Raw genomic sequence first — 16,657 nt, 5'->3', positions numbered from 1 at the left:
TTTGTACTGTAAAGCATAACAAAAAATAAAATATTATGGCTTATACAGTAGTTTCAGTATTTCCCGCAAATGTCAATACAGAGGAAATCACATCAGGATTAAAAAATCAGGGGTTTAATGAAGCAGATATCATTGTTTCAAAATCTAGAATTGAAGACGAATCAACGACTGATGATTATCAGGATGATGAAAAAACAAAAAGTTTCTGGAATCATGTTTTCGTAAATGAAAATGAATTGCTGGATGCTTACAGCAGAGAAAGTGCAGGTAAAACCAATGTAGTTGTTTATACTTCTACCATTACAGAAGCACAGGATGCAAAAAAAATATTGGATCAGTATGGTGCGTTAAAAATATATAACAAACCTTCATTCAGTGAAGAAAAGTCTGATACAGCAGGTCTTCCGGAAGACGTTTATAATGGTATTATAGCCAAAGCAAGACACAATCTTTATTTTCTGGATTCTGAAAGAACTTCTAATCAAAGTACCCGCGGAATGAGTGATACGATGGATGATCTTGGTTCAAAAGATTAAACTAAATTTTACAATATGAAACCTGAATAAAGAAATTTGTTCAGGTTTTTTTATTGTTTTTTTCAAAAAAATATTTGCCAGTATCAAAATTATTCTATCTTTGCAACTGAAAATCAAGTTTAACCAATTAAAAAAACAACGAAGCAATGTTCAGATTAGATCATAATTCTCCTTTCGGTTTGCCACTTATGGTGGTAAGGCTTCGTGGTTTGGTACACTCTTAGAATAACAGTATAATGAAATATCAAAACCCGAAGTCATAAAGATTTCGGGTTTTTTATTGCGCAATATTTCAAAACTCAACCAAGTTTTCCCGAAATCCATTTTTTTAGGAGCTCAATCCCGCTTTCCGCTATATCTTTTTTTCCTACGCTTTTTTCAAGCCCATGCAAAAAAGGATGTCGCTGCAATCGGGGCTAATGATAACGCTCTGCCAATAAACCTCATAGATTTCAAAGCCATGAGGTTTGAAAAATTAATCAACTAAAATATTAGTTGAAAAAAATATCAGATGCTCAAAGTCTAACTTCTAGCATCTAATATCTAACATTTTATAAAAGAACAATGGGAAATTTAAAACTTAAAGGAAAAGATATATTAAAACTGGGCTATCCAAACAATCAGAGTGTAAATATCGCTTTGGAAGTCATGAAAAGAAATTTTGCAACTAAAAACGTTCATCATGTAAAATCTCTTTTAAAGGAAATTCTAGTCAATCCAGAGAATTACGAAAAAGATTTAACCTTCGGGCAAATTGCAGAAGCTTTGCTTTCATCTAAGAAAACAGAGAAGAGAATGTTGAATACCAACCGAGCTTCTTTTCAAATCTTCGGAAATAATATTTCGGATGAAGCAAAAAACCAATTGTACACCGCATTGAAACTTCCAATTGCAACACAAGGAGCTTTAATGCCCGATGCACACAGCGGTTACGGACTTCCGATTGGTGGAGTTCTCGCTGTAGAAAATGCTGTGATTCCTTATGGAGTCGGGATGGATATTGGCTGCAGAATGAGTCTCAGTATTTTGGATACCCCTATTTCATATCTGGACGGAGCAAGAGATAAATATGAAAAAGCTCTTGCCGAACACACTAAATTCGGGATGTATGAAACGCATAAATCTCACGTTGATCACGAAATTTTCGACAGAGATACTTTCGATATGATACCGATTTTGAGAAGATTAAAAGGAAAAGCCATCAAACAAATGGGAAGTTCCGGCGGTGGAAATCACTTTGTGGAATTCGGGGAAGTTGAAATTACGGAAGAAGACAAACAGATCGGACTTCCAAAAGGAAAATACCTCGGGATCCTTTCGCATAGCGGTTCGCGCGGATTGGGAGCAGAGATCGCTCAATATTATTCAAGAGTTGCGACAGAACAATGTCCGTTGCCAAAAGAAGCGCAAAACTTTGCCTGGCTGGATTTGAACACGCACCTCGGATTGGAATATTGGACGGCAATGAATCTCGCGGGAGATTACGCTTCAGCCTGTCATAACGATATTCACAGAAGATTAGTGAAAGCTGTTGGCGGCAGAGTAAAAGCAAGAATTGAAAACCATCACAATTTTGCCTGGAAAGAGATCCATAACGGAAAAGAAGTGATTGTTCACAGAAAAGGAGCAACTCCGGCCAATGAAAATGAATTGGGAATGATTCCCGGATCGATGACAGCAAAAGGTTTTATCGTTCGCGGAAAAGGAAATCCGGATTCTCTGAATTCAGCTTCACACGGTGCAGGACGGGCTTTTTCGAGAGGAGAATGCAGAAATCTATTCACTCAGAACGACATCAAAAAAGAATTAAAACTAAAGAATGTGGTTTTGATGGGCGGAAATACTGAAGAAGCACCAATGGCGTACAAAGACATCAATGAAGTGATGAATGCGCAAAGCGAATTGGTAGACATTCTCGGAACCTTTCAACCCAGAATTGTGAGGATGGATAAATAATTTGTTGTCAGTTTCTGGTTGTCAGTTGATAGGTTTGGCTGATAACCAGAACCGACAACTATTAATCAGAATATTAGGAGCTTGATCGCGCTTTCCGCACTCGTTGTTTTCTGGATTTCGGCGGCGGCAAAGCCGCCGCCGAAATCCAGAAAACAAGTTCAAACAATTGCTGCAATCAGGGCTAGGATAACTTTCTGTCAATAAAATCTAAACCTAACAGGTTTCGAAAACCTGTTAGGTTTGTATATAAATAAAAAAACAAAAAAATGGGAGCACCACATAATATAAAAAGATACGGAGAAGTCTGGCCGGAATTTAGAATCCTGCATGGGCTTGAAATTTTAGAAAAATTAAAAAATAAAATCATTATATCAGGAGGTTGGGCGTGGCATTTTATGTCTGAAGCAGGACATACAGAATACAAACATGCCCACGACCATAAGGATATTGATGTTTTTGTAAAGAAAGAAAATGTTGCTGAAGTAGTTATGGCTCTTCAGCAGGAGGGTTTTCAAAAAGTCTGGACCCGATATGACCATCTGCCGAGCGAAGAAAGCTTTCGCAGGTATGAAAAAACAGTCGAGTTGGAAAACGGGAAATTTCATAGAATTACAATAGATTTCTTTGAAAGAAATAATCTGGAGACTATTGAAGCCAATGGATTTACCATCGTAAAACCCGAAGTTTTACTTTCATTTTACAGAAATATACATTCCAGTGATAAATGTTGGGCAGTGATGGCTGCAAAAGATTTATTGGAAAAGGGAATTGATCCTGTCCGTCATCCCCGATTAAGTGAAATGCCAAAATAAAATGGACAGAATAATACAAATTACTTCAGGAAGAGGACCTTTAGAATGTCAATGGGTTGTTGCCAAAATTCTGAAGGTTTTTCTTGAGGAGATAAAACAGGAAAAAATAGAATATGAAATTATCCACCGGGAAAGCGGGGATGAAAATCTGACATTGAAATCCGTAACCATCCTTTTAAAATCAAAAAATTTAAATGAATTTTTAAAAACATGGTTGGGAAGTATTTGTTGGACAGGGAAAAGTACATTCCGGAAACTGCACAAAAGAAGCAATTGGTTCATCGGAATTTTTGAATTAGAAGGTTTGGAGAAAATCAATTTTAATGAAAAAGATATTCAGTTTCAGACTACGAGAAGTCAGGGAAGTGGCGGACAAAATGTAAATAAAGTGAACACTGCCGTTCGTGCGACTCATTTACCAACAGGACAAAGTGTTTTCGTACAGGATTCGCGTTCCCAATTGGAGAATAAAAAATTATCTATCATAAGATTAAAAGAAAAAGTGATGGAACAGAATATTATTCAGCTTCAAAAAAGAATGCAGGAAACCTGGAACAATCATTTGCAGGTGCAAAGAGGAAGTCCGATCCGTACTTTTTCCGGAACAGATTTTAAAAAGAATTATCAGGAAAAATCGTTTAAAAAACAAAGAAACGTCCTGAAAAACGAATTAAAAAACTACAAAAATGACCTTAACTAAAAGTAAATACTACTTCGAGGCTTTAGATAATTATCCTTACAGCTTACCGGATTGCCTGGAAGCATTGAATTATGCGCTGTCCTACGATCCGGAAGATGCAGACAGCCTTTGTCTGATGGGAAGAATCTACAGCGAAATGTTGACCGACTACGAAAAAGCAAAGCTCTATTTTGAGGAGGCGATGCAGTGTGATGTAACGAATTTAAATGTTCCACAATATTACATCAAATGTCTTTTGGACAACGAAGATTTGCATGAGGCAGAAAAACTGATTCGGTATTCATTGAAAGTAAAAGGTATTGATAAGTCAATTATATGGCTTTACAGATCTTTGCTTTCCGAGAAAAGAGGAAGTTTAATAAATGCTTTGAAATTTTTGGATGAAGCTAAAAAATATTGTTTTACCGAATACCGTTTGAATATTGTAAAAGAACGCAAGAAATTTGTAAGATCTAAAATGCCCAAAAAGCCAAAACAAAAACAAATTAAAAAGAAGGAGGAGACGAAATAAGTCTCCTTTTTTTGTAAATTTAATAATGGAATTACGGTTTGAACTTAAACAGCTTCACTTAAAAGAAACATTTTCAATTGCTTACGGAAATTATGATAAACGGGAAGCATTACTCATAAAATTGTCTCATCAAAACGGAAAAGGTTATGGCGAATGCGTTGCGATCGATTATTATCAAATTGATCTTCAGGGTTTTGTTGTAAAATTAAAAGAAATTCAACCTAAAATTGAAGCTCAGGAAATCATTCATCCAAAAGATTTTTTCAAATTTTTATTAAGTTTAAATCTTCATCCGTTTTTACTTTCTGCCTTGGATTGTGCTTATTGGGATCTTTTCGGGAAACTGGAAAACAGAAGTTTCATTGAATTAAATCAGATTCCTTCTGAAAATTTAGTTGAAAGTTCAATCACCATTTCTGTGGGAGAAATTGACAAACAGATTCAAAAAATTGAAAAAAGCAGTTGGAACAAATTCAAAGTGAAATGTAAAGGTTTAGATAAAAACAGTGTCGGAAAATTGTTGCAATTAAATCAAAATATTGCATTGGATTCAAATGCAAGTTTTACCGGTGAAGATTGTCTTTGGCTTCAGGAAAATGTTGAGGTTCGCAAGTTTTCATATTTAGAACAGCCAAGACCGATTGATCAGTATAAAATTCTTAAAAAAGAAAGTTTCGCCAATTGGATGGCAGACGAAGATTGTCAAAATTTGGATTCAGTAGACAAATTAGTTCCTTATTACAAAAGCATCAATATCAAATTAATGAAATGTGGCGGATTGACTCCCGCTTTAGAAATGATCAAAAAAGCCAGAGAATTAAATTATAAAATCATGATAGGGTGTATGACAGAATCAAGTGTTGGAATTTCTGCAGGTTGTGTTTTAGCAGGACTTGTTGATTATGCAGATTTAGATGGAGCCAATCTTATTTCCAATGATTATGCTACCGGAAACTTTGTAGAAAACGGCAAAATAATTCTCTCCCAAAAACCAGGCTTGGGAATAGCATTAAAACAAAAATAGACTTTCAGGTGAAAGCTATTTTTTATTTACAGAAATAAGATAGTCGTAAACCATTTGATGTTGGTCGTCATTTAACTTAGCTCTGGGAGCCATTCTGCTTAAGGTTTTTATCCACCCCTGATCGTCATGCTTTGTCGGGCTTGGTAAGCCATGACATTTGTTGCACGAGTTTTCAAAAATAGTTTTCCCTTGAGCCAGTTGTTCAGATGAGGTATATTTTGGCCCGGTTACGGCGGTACTTTTCGGTCCGCAAGAAGCTAAAAAAGCCGAAATGAGGACAAAACTTAAAACTAACTTTTTCATATTATTATTTTTGGTGAATGATTCAATTACTTTTTCACAGAAACTACATAATCATAAACCCATTGATGTTGCTCATCCGTAAGTTTTGCTTTGGGAGCCATAGAATTCATGATTCCTACCCATTGTACAGAAGAATAAGCGGTTGGATCTGGCAAGCCATGACATCTTTTGCATGAATTTTCAAAAATTGTTTTTCCCTGAGCCAATTGCTCAGCAGTAGAGACTGCAGGACCTGCCGGAGTAACCGGTGTTGAAGCTTTTGGTGTGCAGGAAGCTAATAAAATTGCAGTGAATGATGCAGCAGCAATTAGTTTTTTCATATGGTTTTTATTTGAATGATAACAAAAATAGACAATTCCCGAGAGGCATCATACAAAAGTATTTAATTTAGAAGCATTAAAATTAATGAGCTGTTTTCACGGATTTTGCAGGTTATTTTTATATTTTTGAATCAAAGAACCGAAAGGTTGTATTTTTTGTAGAACAACAGAAATAATCAGGTGAAATTTTCAACAGAAGAGTTAACAGAAGGAATACAGTCAGGCGATAAACGTCTGATTGCAAAAGCTATTACTTTGGTTGAAAGCAAGAAACCTGAACACAGATTACAGGCGGAAGATTTATTAAAACAAATCATGCCTTTCACCGGAAAATCTGTCCGTGTGGGAATTACGGGGGTTCCCGGAGCCGGAAAATCAACTTTTATAGAAAATTTTGGAAGACTGGCAATTTCGAAGGGTAAAAAGGTTGCTGTTTTGGCAATTGATCCCAGTTCGGCAATCAATAAAGGCAGTATTTTGGGCGACAAAACCCGAATGGAAGAATTGGCAAAAGAAGAAAATGCTTTTATCCGGCCTTCCCCCAGTTCCGGATTTTTAGGAGGTGTTGCCAATACTACTTTTGAGACTATGTTGATTTGTGAAGCTGCAGGTTATGATTATATTTTAATTGAAACCGTGGGAGTAGGGCAGTCCGAAGTTTTGGTTGCTGATATTACAGATGTTTTTTTATTTTTAAAAATAATTGGTGGCGGAGACGAACTTCAAGGGATTAAACGAGGAATTATGGAAATGGTTGATGTAGTTTTCATTAATAAAGTTGAAAAAGAGAATCTTCAGAAAGCAAAAAATACAAGGCTTGAATTAAAAAGAGCTCTGGATTTTATTCCGCCTAAAGAGAAAGATTGGAAAGTTCCTGTTTTACTCGGTTCTGCACTTTATGATGAAGGTTTGGATGAAGTTTATAATAAAATTGATGAATTTATTTCTCTAAAAAAGAAAACAGAACGTTTTGATCTTGTAAGAAAACAACAGGCAGAAAAACGCTTTGAATATTGGGTTCAGGAATATATTTTATCAATGATGAAAAAAAACAATTCTGTGGAAGAGGCTTACATTCAGCATAAAAAAAATGCTTCAGCAATGGTTTCGAACCCAAGTACTGAAGCAAAATTGTTTGTTGAGAAATTTCTTAAAAAGAATTAGTATTACTCAATTTTCTTTACCTTGATTTCTTCATTTTTAGAAATATATCCATCATAGGTAATCGGCTGTCTGTCGTTACTTCTGATTGAGGTGAATGCTTTTCCATTTTTGTACACTTCTATATTAATATCAGAAACATTATTTACATCATTCGGTTTAATTTTAAAAATCCAATTTCCTTTTTTACTTTGAGATTTTGTTATTGTGTAATCTTTTGACGTAAATCTATAACTGTTGTCTGATCTTCCATAGCTTGAATTAAATGCTCTTCCAAAATACGGGAGAACAACTTCCATCTTATCTTTTTTTATTTCAATCGAATAACTTCCTGCGTCCAGTTGAAGAATTCTTGTTGAAGGATTATTCGGAATAGAATTTAGTGTATTGATCACATCATAATTCATCGGGTTTGCTCTTTCTGCATGAAAGGTAAACTCTTCGGAACTTACCAAAGTGTTGACGGTTTGCGAATCTACAGTGTTTTGAGCAGTACAGCTTTGGAAAAACGCAATTAAAACAGAAACGGCTAATATATTGATAAACTTTTTCATAATCTTTTATTAGTAAGGGTAAACAGCAAAATCTATGCAAATCTATTTTCCGGATTATTTTTGGAATAGAAATTGTAAGGTTGAAGTTATAATAAGTAACACAATGAAAATTACACATCTATTAGGAATAGGAGCTACAGTTTTATCTGTTGCAGCTTGTACGACAAATCCTATCACAGGAAGATCTTCGTTACAGATTGCCAACAATTCTGAGATCGAAGCAATGGCTTTACAACAATATAAGCAGACTTTAAATGAGTCAAAAATAGTTACGGGTTCTCAGGCTCAAAGCGTGAAGAATGTTGGTAACAGAATAAAAAATGCTGCCGAAAAATATTACGCAAGTATAGGACGTGGTGCCGATCTTGCAAATTATAAATGGGAATTTAATCTTCTTCAGGACAGTCAGGTAAACGCCTGGTGTATGCCGGGAGGTAAAGTTGCGGTTTATTCCGGGATCCTTCCAATCACTAAAGATGACACAGGGTTAGCTGTCGTAATGGGACACGAGGTTTCTCACGCATTGGCAGGTCACGGTAACGAAAGAATTTCACAATCAATGATTGCTCAAGGTTTGGGTACAGCATCTGGTCTGGCGATAAAAAATGAAAAAACAGCAGCAATCTTTCAAAGTGTGTATCCAATCGGGTCACAGGTAGTTTTGTTGAAATATGGTAGAAATCAGGAATTGGAAGCTGATCAGATGGGATTATATCTGATGTCAATGGCTGGCTACGATCCAAGACAGGCAATTCCTTTCTGGAACAGAATGGAGGCTTCATCTTCAGGAGCCAGACAACCTGAATTTTTATCCACTCACCCAAGTCCGGGATCAAGAGTAGGGGATATTCAGAAAAATCTTCCCAAAGCATTAGAATATTACAGAGCAGCAGGAGGAAAGGTTTAATTTAAAATACATTTTCTTCTATACTTTATTAAACTAAAATTATCATATCATGAAAGGTATCTCGATAACAGGACTTATACTTTTAGCAGTATCGGCATTGCTATTTTATCTGACAACAGATTTTACTGTTGAAAAGATTACGATTTCCCATGTAATGGGTGTAATGGCGGGAATTGGAATTGGGCTCATCATTGGTGGAATGATTGGTTATGTGAGCAAAGGCTCTGCAATAAAAGCTGAACAGCAGAGAAAAGAATTTAAACAGCTTCAGAAAGATAAAGAAGAATTGGAAAAACAGGCAGCGCTAATCGCACAACGCGAAGCCGAGCTGGAATATCAAAATAAAAATCCTCAAATTTAATTTGAGGATTTTTTATATTAAAGTAAATTTTGTTAGAATTTATATCCTACACCAAGCATAAAAAGACTTGATCTGTTATCATAGTCGATTTCCTGACTCGATCCTGCAACATTGTTGATAAATTTTCTCTGGTCTTTTGAAAATGCACCTTCATATTTTGCCGAAAGGATAACTTTCTTGATTTCACTCTGGAAACCTAACTGATATCCAACAGTAAATTCTTTAGCGTCAACTTTCTGTACAAAACTACCGAAATTATCTCCTTTAGCAAGATTAAAACTTCCTACAGGACCTGCATAAGCACTCAATAGATCCCCCAAAACATTCACTCCTACCAAAACAGGAACGTCAATTCTGCTGCTTTTTGCTTTTATCGTAGTCGCTTCTGCGTTAATGTCATTTGCTACAGTAACTTCATTGCTGAAATTGGTATAATAAATTTCCGGCATTAAATATAATGCAGTCGGCAAATCGATTTTCAGAGACAACCCGGCATTGAAACCAGTAATGTTTTTCCCTTTTTGTTCTACTGCATTGGTCGCTGCAGTTTTAAGGTTTTTCCAGGATGCAGAGCTTGTAGGGATTAAAACATTAGCTTTTGCTGCCAGAGAAATCTGTGCCGAGGCAAAGATTGAAAAACTTAATAATGCGATACTAATTACCTTTTTCATTGTCGTCAATTTTAGTGATTGTATTTTCTACAGTTTTATTATTTTCAAGTAAATATTCTCTCAATTCTTTGAATAATTCTGATGAATAAACAAAGTCAATCAGGTTTTTGTTGCCTGCTGTGATCAGGATGTCTTTATTACCTTCCCACTCTTTTATTCCCAATCTCAGATAGACAATTTTTTCGCCAATTGTCATCACAGAGTTCATATCGTGGGTATTGATAATTGTCGTTGTGTTATATTCTTTCGTGATTTCTAGCAATAAATCGTCAATAACATTAGACGTATAAGGGTCTAATCCTGAATTGGGCTCATCACAGAAAAGATATTTGGGATGGTTTACAATTGCTCTGGCAATAGCAACACGTTTCTGCATACCTCCTGAAATTTCTGACGGGAATTTTCGGTTTGCTTTATCTAAATGTACTCGTCCGATTACCTCAAAAACTCTTCTTTTCTTTTCTCTGAAAGTCAGATTTGTAAACATATCGAGTGGAAACATGATATTTTCTTCCACCGTTAAAGAGTCAAATAATGCGCTTCCCTGAAATAAAGTTCCGATCTCAGACCGCAAATGCTGTTTTTCTTCACGGTTCATTACATTAATATCTCTTCCGTCAAAAAGGATTTCCCCCGATGAGGGTTGGTAAACGTTTAACAGACTTTTCAGGAAAACAGTTTTTCCGGAACCGCTCTGCCCAATTATAAGGTTTGTCTTCCCTTTTTCGAAAGTGGTTGAAATTCCTTTAAGCACTTCAACATCACCAAAACTCTTTTTAAGATCTTTTACCTCAATCATCAGCTTAATATTAATTGTGTTAAAATCAATTCGGAAATAATGATGAAAACCATCGTCCAAACTACAGCTTGCGTACTTGCTCTACCAACTTCCAGTGAACCGCCTTTTACGAAATATCCAAAGTATGAAGGAACTGTTGCAATGACAAATGCAAAAACAATGGTTTTGGTGAATGCATAAATGATGAAAAGATTTGGCATATACATTTGGATACCTGTGATGTAATCTGCGGTTGTCCAGTTTCCGGTCAGCATTCCTGCTATATAACCACCACCAATACCAAAAACGATACTGATTGCTATTAAAATAGGATTAAAAATAAGGCAGGCAATGATTTTAGGTAAAATCAGGAAATTAGGAGAGTTGACTCCCATAATATCCAATGCGTCAATCTGCTCAGAAACACGCATGGTTCCGATAGTTGATGCAATATACGACCCTACTTTTCCAGCAAGGATCAAACTGATAATCGTGGGTGCAAATTCTAGTACCAAAACTGCTTTGGTTGCATAACCTACAAACGAAGTAGGAATTGGAAACGAGGATGCATCAAAATTATTAAACATCTGTATAGCAACCACCGCACCGACAAATATAGATGTGAAAGTAACCAACCCGAAAGAGTTGACTCCCAAATCATTGATTTCTCTCATAAATAGCTTCCAGAAAACTCTCATTTTCTGTGGCTTTTGAAGAGATTTACCGATCAGGATCATATATTCACCCACGGCTGTAAAAAACTTTTTTAACATTCTGCTAAATTAGACTATTTTTATTTATTTTACTTTGCATTTTTGTCACCACACAGCACCAGAACGATGGTTCTTAAGATGATGACCATATCCATAACAAAACTCCAGTTTCTTATATAAAATGCATCTGCAAGAATACGTTTGTTCATCTCTACTTCCACATTTCCTGAGTCTCCGCGAAAGCCACTTACCTGAGCTAAACCTGTAATTCCGGGACTGGCTAAACTTCTTAATGTATATCTTCCTATCTTTGGTTTATAATAATTATCTACTGCAAGCATATGAGGTCTTGGTCCTACAACTGACATTTCGCCCTTCAAAACATTAATGAACTGGGGCATTTCATCTAAGCTTGTTTTTCTTAAAAACTTTCCGATTCTTGTAATTCTTGTATCATTTTCTTCAGTAGTTTTTACGGATGAATCATCATTTACAACCATGGTTCTGAATTTAATGCAATTAAAAACTTCTTCGTGAAAACCGTATCTCTTCTGAACAAAAAAAACAGGACCTTTTGAACTTCTTTTAATTAAAAATGCAATGACAGGGAACAACCAAGAGCAAATCAAAACTAAGACCAATATCGAAAAAGTAACGTCGAATATTCGCTTTAGCAAAAAATTTGAATAGAAATCTAAAGGATATTTTCCCTGATTTAAAACCGGCTGAGTTTCGATGTAGCCCAAATCGAAGAAGAAATAATCGTTTTGAGAAATATTGGGTATTAATGAGATGTGTATTTTATGAGCTTCTGCCAATCTGAAAATCTCATCTTTGGTGTGATCTGAAAAAGGATTTTCTGTCGGAATGAATAGGGTATGAATACCGTTTGATTTCCAGAAATTAATAAGCGTATCTGAATTAATCTCGGATGAATCATAGCTGAAAATTTTATAGCCATAATCTTTCCTTTCCTTAAGAATGTTTTTCAGTGTTTCGGTAGAATCATTCTCGTGCAGAAACATGACGTTCCGGTTGTTAATTCCTAAAGATCGAAAATATCTGATAATGAAATAGACAATAGATTTCGTTAAAATAATAGCTGAAAACAGATACAATGAAAACCAGGTCAGCTCAGAGCTGAAAAACTGATTGTTACTGACTTTTCTGATAAGAACAATCCCAATAGTAAATAAGAGGAAATGAACAATGACACGTTCTACGAAAACAAGATAAGTGAGATTTCTGGCGATATTGTAAATTTTTGTTCTTCCGCTTAATAATATCCAGAAAAAAAAGATAAGCAGAACTGAAAACAAATTTTGAGACAACAGATCTCTGTCATGTACAAAATCAGGGTTCCGGTTTAAGAAATACAATATAAGAATACCTGCTATCACCAGAAGGTCAAGCATGATGATAATAGTTTTTAAATATCTGGAATACCGGATTCTTTGCATCTATTTAAATGTAGGATACAGAGGCTAATTTAAGGAATTTTTATGGGATATTAAGATATTTATGGGTCTGAACCGATGCCTGCCAACGAGGGTTTGCAAGAATGAAATCTGTGATTTTAGGATACATCTCATCACGCTTGCTCCACTCACTCTGAAGGTACAATCTGCAGTTTTCAGAAACTTTTGCAGCCTGTTCTTCTGCAAATTTGAAATCATTATTGTTAAAAATAATCATTTTCAGTTCGTGTGCTTTAGCATAAATTTCTTCTTTCGGAAGCCCTGTTTTTTTGGGCGAAAGCGTGATCCAGTCCAAGTGTCCACTCATCGGATAAGCTCCCGAAGTTTCTATATGAACGGTACATCCCAATTCTTTTAATTTGGATGTCAAGATATTTAAATTCCACATCAATGGCTCACCACCGGTTAATACAACAATCTTGCAGTGTTTTGCTGCCGTTTCTGCAATTTCTTCTGCATTCATTAAAGGATGAAGATCAGGATTCCAGCTTTCCTTTACATCACACCAATGGCAACCGACGTCGCAGCCTCCCAATCTGATGAAATAGGCTGCTTTTCCGGTATGTGCTCCTTCTCCCTGAATTGTGTAAAAATGCTCCATCACCGGGAGCATTTTACCTTCATTTAATAAAATATCTTCTTCTTTATTCATTTTAAATTAGTCATTATAGACCGAAGTTTTGTAAGCGATGATGGTGTTTTTCATCAACATTGCTCTTGTCATAGGTCCGACACCTCCGGGAACAGGCGTGATCCAGCTTGCTTTTGCGGCACAGCTGTCAAAATCTACATCACCTGCCAAATAATATCCTTTTGGAGAATCGTTATCTACTCTTGTAATTCCTACATCTACAATCACGGCTCCGTCTTTGATCATTTCACCTTTTAAGAAGTGAGGATCTCCCAAAGCTGTAATAACGATGTCTGCTTTTTTAGTATATTCTTCGATGTCTTTTGTATAAGAGTGCGTCAATGTAACCGTTGAATTTCCAGGGAAATCTTTTCTTCCCATCAGGATACTCATTGGTCTCCCTACAATTTTACTTCTACCGATGATGACACAGTCTTTACCTTTGGTTTCAATATTATATCTTTCCAATAATGTTAAAATTCCGAATGGAGTTGCAGGTAAAAATGTATCCATTTCTAAAGCCATTTTTCCGAAATTTGTAGGGTGGAAGCCATCAACGTCTTTTCTTGGATCAATTGCATTGATGATTTTTTCCTGATCGACCTGGTCTGGTAAAGGCAACTGAACGATGAAACCATCTACAGATTTATCTTTATTAAGTTCTTCGATTTTTTCCAATAATTCAGATTCAGAAACCGTACTTGGAAATTTAACTAAGCTAGATTGAAAACCTACTTCTTCGCAATCTTTCACTTTAGCATTTACATAAGCCTTGCTCGCTCCGTTGTTCCCAACAAGAATCGCTACCAAATGTGGTGCTCTTCTTTTGCTTGCAATGATCTTATCAACTTCAACCTTGATTTCTGCCTTGATTTCTTTGGAAACTTTTAATCCGTCAAGAATTTCTGCCATTTTACTTTTATTACTTTTTATTATTAGATTTTAAGGATATTTTTCCGGATTCTGATGAGTGCAGAAAACAGAAAGTACAAAAACCTTTTTTGCTACTTCATCAACCCGAAATAAAACAATATAGGGATACTTTGAAAAAGGTAAAAACCTTATATTATTATATTTTTTTTCAAAAAAAGGATTTAGTCGAATTTTTTTATAAGAATTCAAAAGTTGTTCTTAAATGATTTTGCCGCTGATTTAGAAAATTGATTATAATATTGAATAGCATCATCAATTTCTATTTCTGCTTTTGGAGATAAAACAATTTTATATGCCATATTTTTCAGAAATCTTTTTTAAAGACTCTTCAGCATCTACATAAGTGTTTTCATCTTCTGCTAATCTTTCATCAATTAATCTTTTCATTTCATCTGTCAGTTCAAAATCCTCTTCATTTTTTTCAAAACTGATTTTCATTTTTTTTAAAAATGTCTCCACAAAGATTTGCTCCTCTTTATCGTTAAGTTGAATAATAATCTGTGTCATCTTTATAAATTTTAATCAAAATTAATGAAAATCTCAAACAAGTTATTTGTTTGATTTATAATAATTAATCAACCCATTCGTAGAACTGTCATGAGAACTTATTGTCTCACCATTTTCCAATTCCGGTAAGATTTTATTTGCTAAAACTTTTCCTAATTCAACTCCAAACTGATCAAAACTGAAGATATTCCAGATTACTCCCTGAACGAAAATTTTATGCTCATATAAAGCAATTAACTGTCCTAGTGAAAATGGAGTTAATTCATTGAACATAATAGAGTTAGTAGGTGTATTCCCATGAAAAACTTTATAGTTTAATAAGAAATCAATTTCCTCGTCAGATTTCCCTGAAGCTTTTAATTCCTCTTCAACTTCTTCTTCTGTTTTCCCAAAGGCAAGTGCTTCAGTCTGAGCGAAAAAGTTAGCTAACAATTTATCCTGATGGTCAGAAACTTTGTTAGGACTTTTTGCATAAGCAATAAAATCTGCAGGAATCAATTCTGTTCCCTGGTGAATCAATTGATAGAAAGCATGTTGTCCATTGGTTCCAGGTTCTCCCCAAATGATTGGTCCTGTCTCATATTCTACAAATTCACCGTTTCTGTCGACACATTTTCCGTTACTTTCCATATCTCCCTGTTGAAGATAGGCTGCAAATCGGTCTAAATACTGAGAGTACGGTAAAATTGCATATGTTGTCGCAGCATAAAAATTACGATACCAAATTCCTAATAACCCCATCAAAACAGGAACGTTCTCAGAAAAATCTGCTGTCTGGAAATGTTGATCTGTATCGTATGCTCCTTTCAATAATTGCTCGAAATTTTCATACCCTACTGAAAGAACAATGCTTAAACCAATTGCACTCCAAAGTGAATATCTTCCTCCAACCCAATCCCAGAATTCGAAGATGTTTTCTTCTGCAATTCCAAATTCTTTAACTGCCTGAACATTAGTTGATAAAGCCACAAAGTGTTTTGCTACATCATCCTGTTTTCCTGCTTTTAAGAACCAGTTTTTTGCTGAGTTTGCATTCGTCATTGTTTCCTGAGTTGTAAACGTTTTGGAAGCAATGATAAATAAAGTGGTTTCAGGGTTTAAATTTTTTACAACTTCTGCAATATGATTTCCGTCTACGTTGGAAACGAAATGAACATCTAATCTTGTTTTAAAATGTTTCAAAGCAGAAACCACCATTACAGGTCCCAAATCTGAACCTCCGATTCCGATATTGACAACGTCTGTAATTTCTTTTCCGCTGAAACCTTTATGTTCTCCAGAAATTACATTTTCAGAAAAAGCTTTCATGTGATCAAGTACTCTTTTGATGTGAGGCTTGATATTTTCACCGTCCACCAAAATTTCTTTATCTGAAAAATCCCTCAAAGCTGTATGCAGAACGGCTCTTCCTTCTGTTTCGTTGATCTTGTCACCTGAAAACATTTTTGAAATCGCATCCTGCAGCTGACATTCTTCTGCTAAATTCAACAAAAGCTGTTTCGTTTCAGCAGTGATCAGGTTTTTAGAATAATCGAAAAGGAAGTTTTCTCTTTTTACAGAAAATTGATTAAAACGGTCAGTATTATATTGAAAAAGACTTCTCAGTTCTAAGTCGTTATTTGCAAAATGATCGTCAAGTGCCTTCCAGCTGTTAGTTTGGGTAGGATTTATTTTTAATAGCATAGTAAATTCAACATTTAAAAATTCAAGGTTTGGAATCAATATTTTCTAATTGAATCTTGAAATTAAGGTACAAATTTACGGAAAAATAAAACCTTGATGAAATTACAGCATTGAACTT

At 35.3% G+C, this 16,657-nt stretch carries 20 protein-coding genes; 9 read left to right on the top strand and 11 right to left on the bottom strand.

Annotated elements, in window-relative coordinates; genetic code table 11:
• Window positions 1-35: 35 nt before the first annotated feature.
• The 6 genes from AC4FQ5_RS02580 to AC4FQ5_RS02555 all read left to right on the top strand — a co-directional run bounded on the left by AC4FQ5_RS02580 (window position 36) and on the right by AC4FQ5_RS02555 (window position 5,539).
• Window positions 36-536, top strand: coding sequence for a hypothetical protein (locus AC4FQ5_RS02580; RefSeq protein WP_491140942.1), 501 nt, complete (start codon window positions 36-38; stop codon window positions 534-536).
• A gap of 564 nt (window positions 537-1,100) precedes the next feature.
• Window positions 1,101-2,492, top strand: a complete 1,392-nt coding sequence (locus AC4FQ5_RS02575; RefSeq protein ID WP_491140941.1) for an RtcB family protein — start codon at window positions 1,101-1,103, stop codon at window positions 2,490-2,492.
• 266 nt (window positions 2,493-2,758) lie between these two features.
• On the top strand, window positions 2,759-3,304 hold the full coding sequence (locus AC4FQ5_RS02570; RefSeq protein ID WP_491140940.1) for a nucleotidyltransferase domain-containing protein: 546 nt from the start codon (window positions 2,759-2,761) through the stop codon (window positions 3,302-3,304).
• Between the two features lies 1 nt (window position 3,305).
• Window positions 3,306-4,004 carry a peptide chain release factor H gene (prfH, locus tag AC4FQ5_RS02565; protein ID WP_491140939.1) on the top strand — a complete coding sequence of 233 codons (699 nt, stop codon included), beginning with the start codon at window positions 3,306-3,308 and terminating at the stop codon, window positions 4,002-4,004.
• The gene (locus AC4FQ5_RS02560; RefSeq protein ID WP_491140938.1) at window positions 3,991-4,515 is read left to right on the top strand and encodes a tetratricopeptide repeat protein; all 525 of its coding nucleotides are present in this window, start codon (window positions 3,991-3,993) and stop codon (window positions 4,513-4,515) included. The genes prfH and AC4FQ5_RS02560 overlap by 14 nt, the downstream gene beginning before the upstream one ends.
• 25 nt (window positions 4,516-4,540) lie before the next feature.
• Window positions 4,541-5,539, top strand: coding sequence for an enolase C-terminal domain-like protein (locus AC4FQ5_RS02555; protein WP_491140937.1), 999 nt, complete (start codon window positions 4,541-4,543; stop codon window positions 5,537-5,539).
• Between the two features lie 15 nt (window positions 5,540-5,554).
• On the opposite strand, the gene AC4FQ5_RS02550 is transcribed toward AC4FQ5_RS02555, so the two are convergent.
• Together AC4FQ5_RS02550 and AC4FQ5_RS02545 are read right to left on the bottom strand one after the other, a co-directional pair.
• Complete coding sequence (locus AC4FQ5_RS02550) at window positions 5,555-5,842, bottom strand: cytochrome C (protein ID WP_491140936.1); 288 nt, start codon at window positions 5,840-5,842, stop codon at window positions 5,555-5,557.
• A gap of 26 nt (window positions 5,843-5,868) precedes the next feature.
• Window positions 5,869-6,162 carry a c-type cytochrome gene (locus tag AC4FQ5_RS02545; protein ID WP_491140935.1) on the bottom strand — a complete coding sequence of 98 codons (294 nt, stop codon included), beginning with the start codon at window positions 6,160-6,162 and terminating at the stop codon, window positions 5,869-5,871.
• Window positions 6,163-6,342: 180 nt separating this feature from the next.
• On the opposite strand from AC4FQ5_RS02545, the gene meaB reads away from it, so the two are divergent.
• Window positions 6,343-7,326, top strand: coding sequence for a methylmalonyl Co-A mutase-associated GTPase MeaB (gene meaB / locus AC4FQ5_RS02540; RefSeq protein ID WP_491140934.1), 984 nt, complete (start codon window positions 6,343-6,345; stop codon window positions 7,324-7,326).
• A 2-nt stretch (window positions 7,327-7,328) separates the two neighbouring features.
• Here the strand turns inward: meaB and AC4FQ5_RS02535 are convergent, their stop codons facing one another.
• Window positions 7,329-7,877, bottom strand: a complete 549-nt coding sequence (locus tag AC4FQ5_RS02535; RefSeq protein WP_491140933.1) for a DUF4251 domain-containing protein — start codon at window positions 7,875-7,877, stop codon at window positions 7,329-7,331.
• Between the two features lie 103 nt (window positions 7,878-7,980).
• On the opposite strand from AC4FQ5_RS02535, the gene AC4FQ5_RS02530 reads away from it, so the two are divergent.
• Together AC4FQ5_RS02530 and AC4FQ5_RS02525 are read left to right on the top strand one after the other, a co-directional pair.
• Complete coding sequence (locus AC4FQ5_RS02530) at window positions 7,981-8,784, top strand: M48 family metallopeptidase (RefSeq protein WP_300348801.1); 804 nt, start codon at window positions 7,981-7,983, stop codon at window positions 8,782-8,784.
• A gap of 49 nt (window positions 8,785-8,833) precedes the next feature.
• Entirely contained in the window at window positions 8,834-9,145 is a 312-nt protein-coding gene (locus AC4FQ5_RS02525; protein ID WP_491140932.1) for a hypothetical protein, read from the top strand.
• 32 nt (window positions 9,146-9,177) lie between these two features.
• On the opposite strand, the gene AC4FQ5_RS02520 is transcribed toward AC4FQ5_RS02525, so the two are convergent.
• From AC4FQ5_RS02520 to pgi, 8 genes are all read right to left on the bottom strand, one after another.
• Window positions 9,178-9,816, bottom strand: coding sequence for an outer membrane beta-barrel protein (locus AC4FQ5_RS02520; protein ID WP_491140931.1), 639 nt, complete (start codon window positions 9,814-9,816; stop codon window positions 9,178-9,180).
• On the bottom strand, window positions 9,800-10,615 hold the full coding sequence (locus tag AC4FQ5_RS02515) for an ABC transporter ATP-binding protein (RefSeq protein WP_491140930.1): 816 nt from the start codon (window positions 10,613-10,615) through the stop codon (window positions 9,800-9,802). The genes AC4FQ5_RS02520 and AC4FQ5_RS02515 overlap by 17 nt, the downstream gene beginning before the upstream one ends.
• The gene (locus AC4FQ5_RS02510; RefSeq protein WP_491140929.1) at window positions 10,615-11,367 is read right to left on the bottom strand and encodes an MlaE family ABC transporter permease; all 753 of its coding nucleotides are present in this window, start codon (window positions 11,365-11,367) and stop codon (window positions 10,615-10,617) included. Before AC4FQ5_RS02510 ends, AC4FQ5_RS02515 begins: the two co-directional genes overlap by 1 nt.
• A gap of 29 nt (window positions 11,368-11,396) precedes the next feature.
• On the bottom strand, window positions 11,397-12,767 hold the full coding sequence (locus AC4FQ5_RS02505) for an exopolysaccharide biosynthesis polyprenyl glycosylphosphotransferase (RefSeq protein WP_491140928.1): 1,371 nt from the start codon (window positions 12,765-12,767) through the stop codon (window positions 11,397-11,399).
• Between the two features lie 40 nt (window positions 12,768-12,807).
• Window positions 12,808-13,437: a 7-carboxy-7-deazaguanine synthase QueE gene (locus AC4FQ5_RS02500; RefSeq protein ID WP_491140927.1), complete on the bottom strand. Its 630-nt coding sequence runs from the start codon at window positions 13,435-13,437 to the stop codon at window positions 12,808-12,810.
• Between the two features lie 6 nt (window positions 13,438-13,443).
• A complete protein-coding gene (locus tag AC4FQ5_RS02495; RefSeq protein ID WP_491140926.1) occupies window positions 13,444-14,328 on the bottom strand; it encodes a bifunctional 5,10-methylenetetrahydrofolate dehydrogenase/5,10-methenyltetrahydrofolate cyclohydrolase in 885 nt (294 codons plus the stop codon).
• 309 nt (window positions 14,329-14,637) lie between these two features.
• Window positions 14,638-14,856 (bottom strand): hypothetical protein, encoded by a 219-nt coding sequence (locus AC4FQ5_RS02490; RefSeq protein WP_491140925.1) that lies wholly within the window; start codon window positions 14,854-14,856, stop codon window positions 14,638-14,640.
• A 42-nt stretch (window positions 14,857-14,898) separates the two neighbouring features.
• A complete protein-coding gene (gene pgi, locus AC4FQ5_RS02485; protein ID WP_491140924.1) occupies window positions 14,899-16,539 on the bottom strand; it encodes a glucose-6-phosphate isomerase in 1,641 nt (546 codons plus the stop codon).
• Window positions 16,540-16,657 lie beyond the last annotated feature (118 nt).

This window comes from Chryseobacterium sp. DT-167, from assembly GCF_058310155.1.
Note: the sequence above shows the minus strand (reverse complement) of the source record. Positions and strands in the feature narration are given on the sequence as shown.

Coding starts and splice junctions, on each gene's coding strand:
- AC4FQ5_RS02580 (WP_491140942.1), top strand. CDS start 36: ATGGCTTATACAGTAGTTTCAGTATTTCCCGCAAATGTCAATACAGAG.
- AC4FQ5_RS02575 (WP_491140941.1), top strand. CDS start 1,101: ATGGGAAATTTAAAACTTAAAGGAAAAGATATATTAAAACTGGGCTAT.
- AC4FQ5_RS02570 (WP_491140940.1), top strand. CDS start 2,759: ATGGGAGCACCACATAATATAAAAAGATACGGAGAAGTCTGGCCGGAA.
- prfH (WP_491140939.1), top strand. CDS start 3,306: ATGGACAGAATAATACAAATTACTTCAGGAAGAGGACCTTTAGAATGT.
- AC4FQ5_RS02560 (WP_491140938.1), top strand. CDS start 3,991: ATGACCTTAACTAAAAGTAAATACTACTTCGAGGCTTTAGATAATTAT.
- AC4FQ5_RS02555 (WP_491140937.1), top strand. CDS start 4,541: ATGGAATTACGGTTTGAACTTAAACAGCTTCACTTAAAAGAAACATTT.
- AC4FQ5_RS02550 (WP_491140936.1), bottom strand. CDS start 5,842: ATGAAAAAGTTAGTTTTAAGTTTTGTCCTCATTTCGGCTTTTTTAGCT.
- AC4FQ5_RS02545 (WP_491140935.1), bottom strand. CDS start 6,162: ATGAAAAAACTAATTGCTGCTGCATCATTCACTGCAATTTTATTAGCT.
- AC4FQ5_RS02535 (WP_491140933.1), bottom strand. CDS start 7,877: ATGAAAAAGTTTATCAATATATTAGCCGTTTCTGTTTTAATTGCGTTT.
- AC4FQ5_RS02530 (WP_300348801.1), top strand. CDS start 7,981: ATGAAAATTACACATCTATTAGGAATAGGAGCTACAGTTTTATCTGTT.
- AC4FQ5_RS02525 (WP_491140932.1), top strand. CDS start 8,834: ATGAAAGGTATCTCGATAACAGGACTTATACTTTTAGCAGTATCGGCA.
- AC4FQ5_RS02520 (WP_491140931.1), bottom strand. CDS start 9,816: ATGAAAAAGGTAATTAGTATCGCATTATTAAGTTTTTCAATCTTTGCC.
- AC4FQ5_RS02515 (WP_491140930.1), bottom strand. CDS start 10,615: ATGATTGAGGTAAAAGATCTTAAAAAGAGTTTTGGTGATGTTGAAGTG.
- AC4FQ5_RS02510 (WP_491140929.1), bottom strand. CDS start 11,367: ATGTTAAAAAAGTTTTTTACAGCCGTGGGTGAATATATGATCCTGATC.
- AC4FQ5_RS02505 (WP_491140928.1), bottom strand. CDS start 12,767: ATGCAAAGAATCCGGTATTCCAGATATTTAAAAACTATTATCATCATG.
- AC4FQ5_RS02500 (WP_491140927.1), bottom strand. CDS start 13,437: ATGAATAAAGAAGAAGATATTTTATTAAATGAAGGTAAAATGCTCCCG.
- AC4FQ5_RS02495 (WP_491140926.1), bottom strand. CDS start 14,328: ATGGCAGAAATTCTTGACGGATTAAAAGTTTCCAAAGAAATCAAGGCA.
- AC4FQ5_RS02490 (WP_491140925.1), bottom strand. CDS start 14,856: ATGACACAGATTATTATTCAACTTAACGATAAAGAGGAGCAAATCTTT.
- pgi (WP_491140924.1), bottom strand. CDS start 16,539: ATGCTATTAAAAATAAATCCTACCCAAACTAACAGCTGGAAGGCACTT.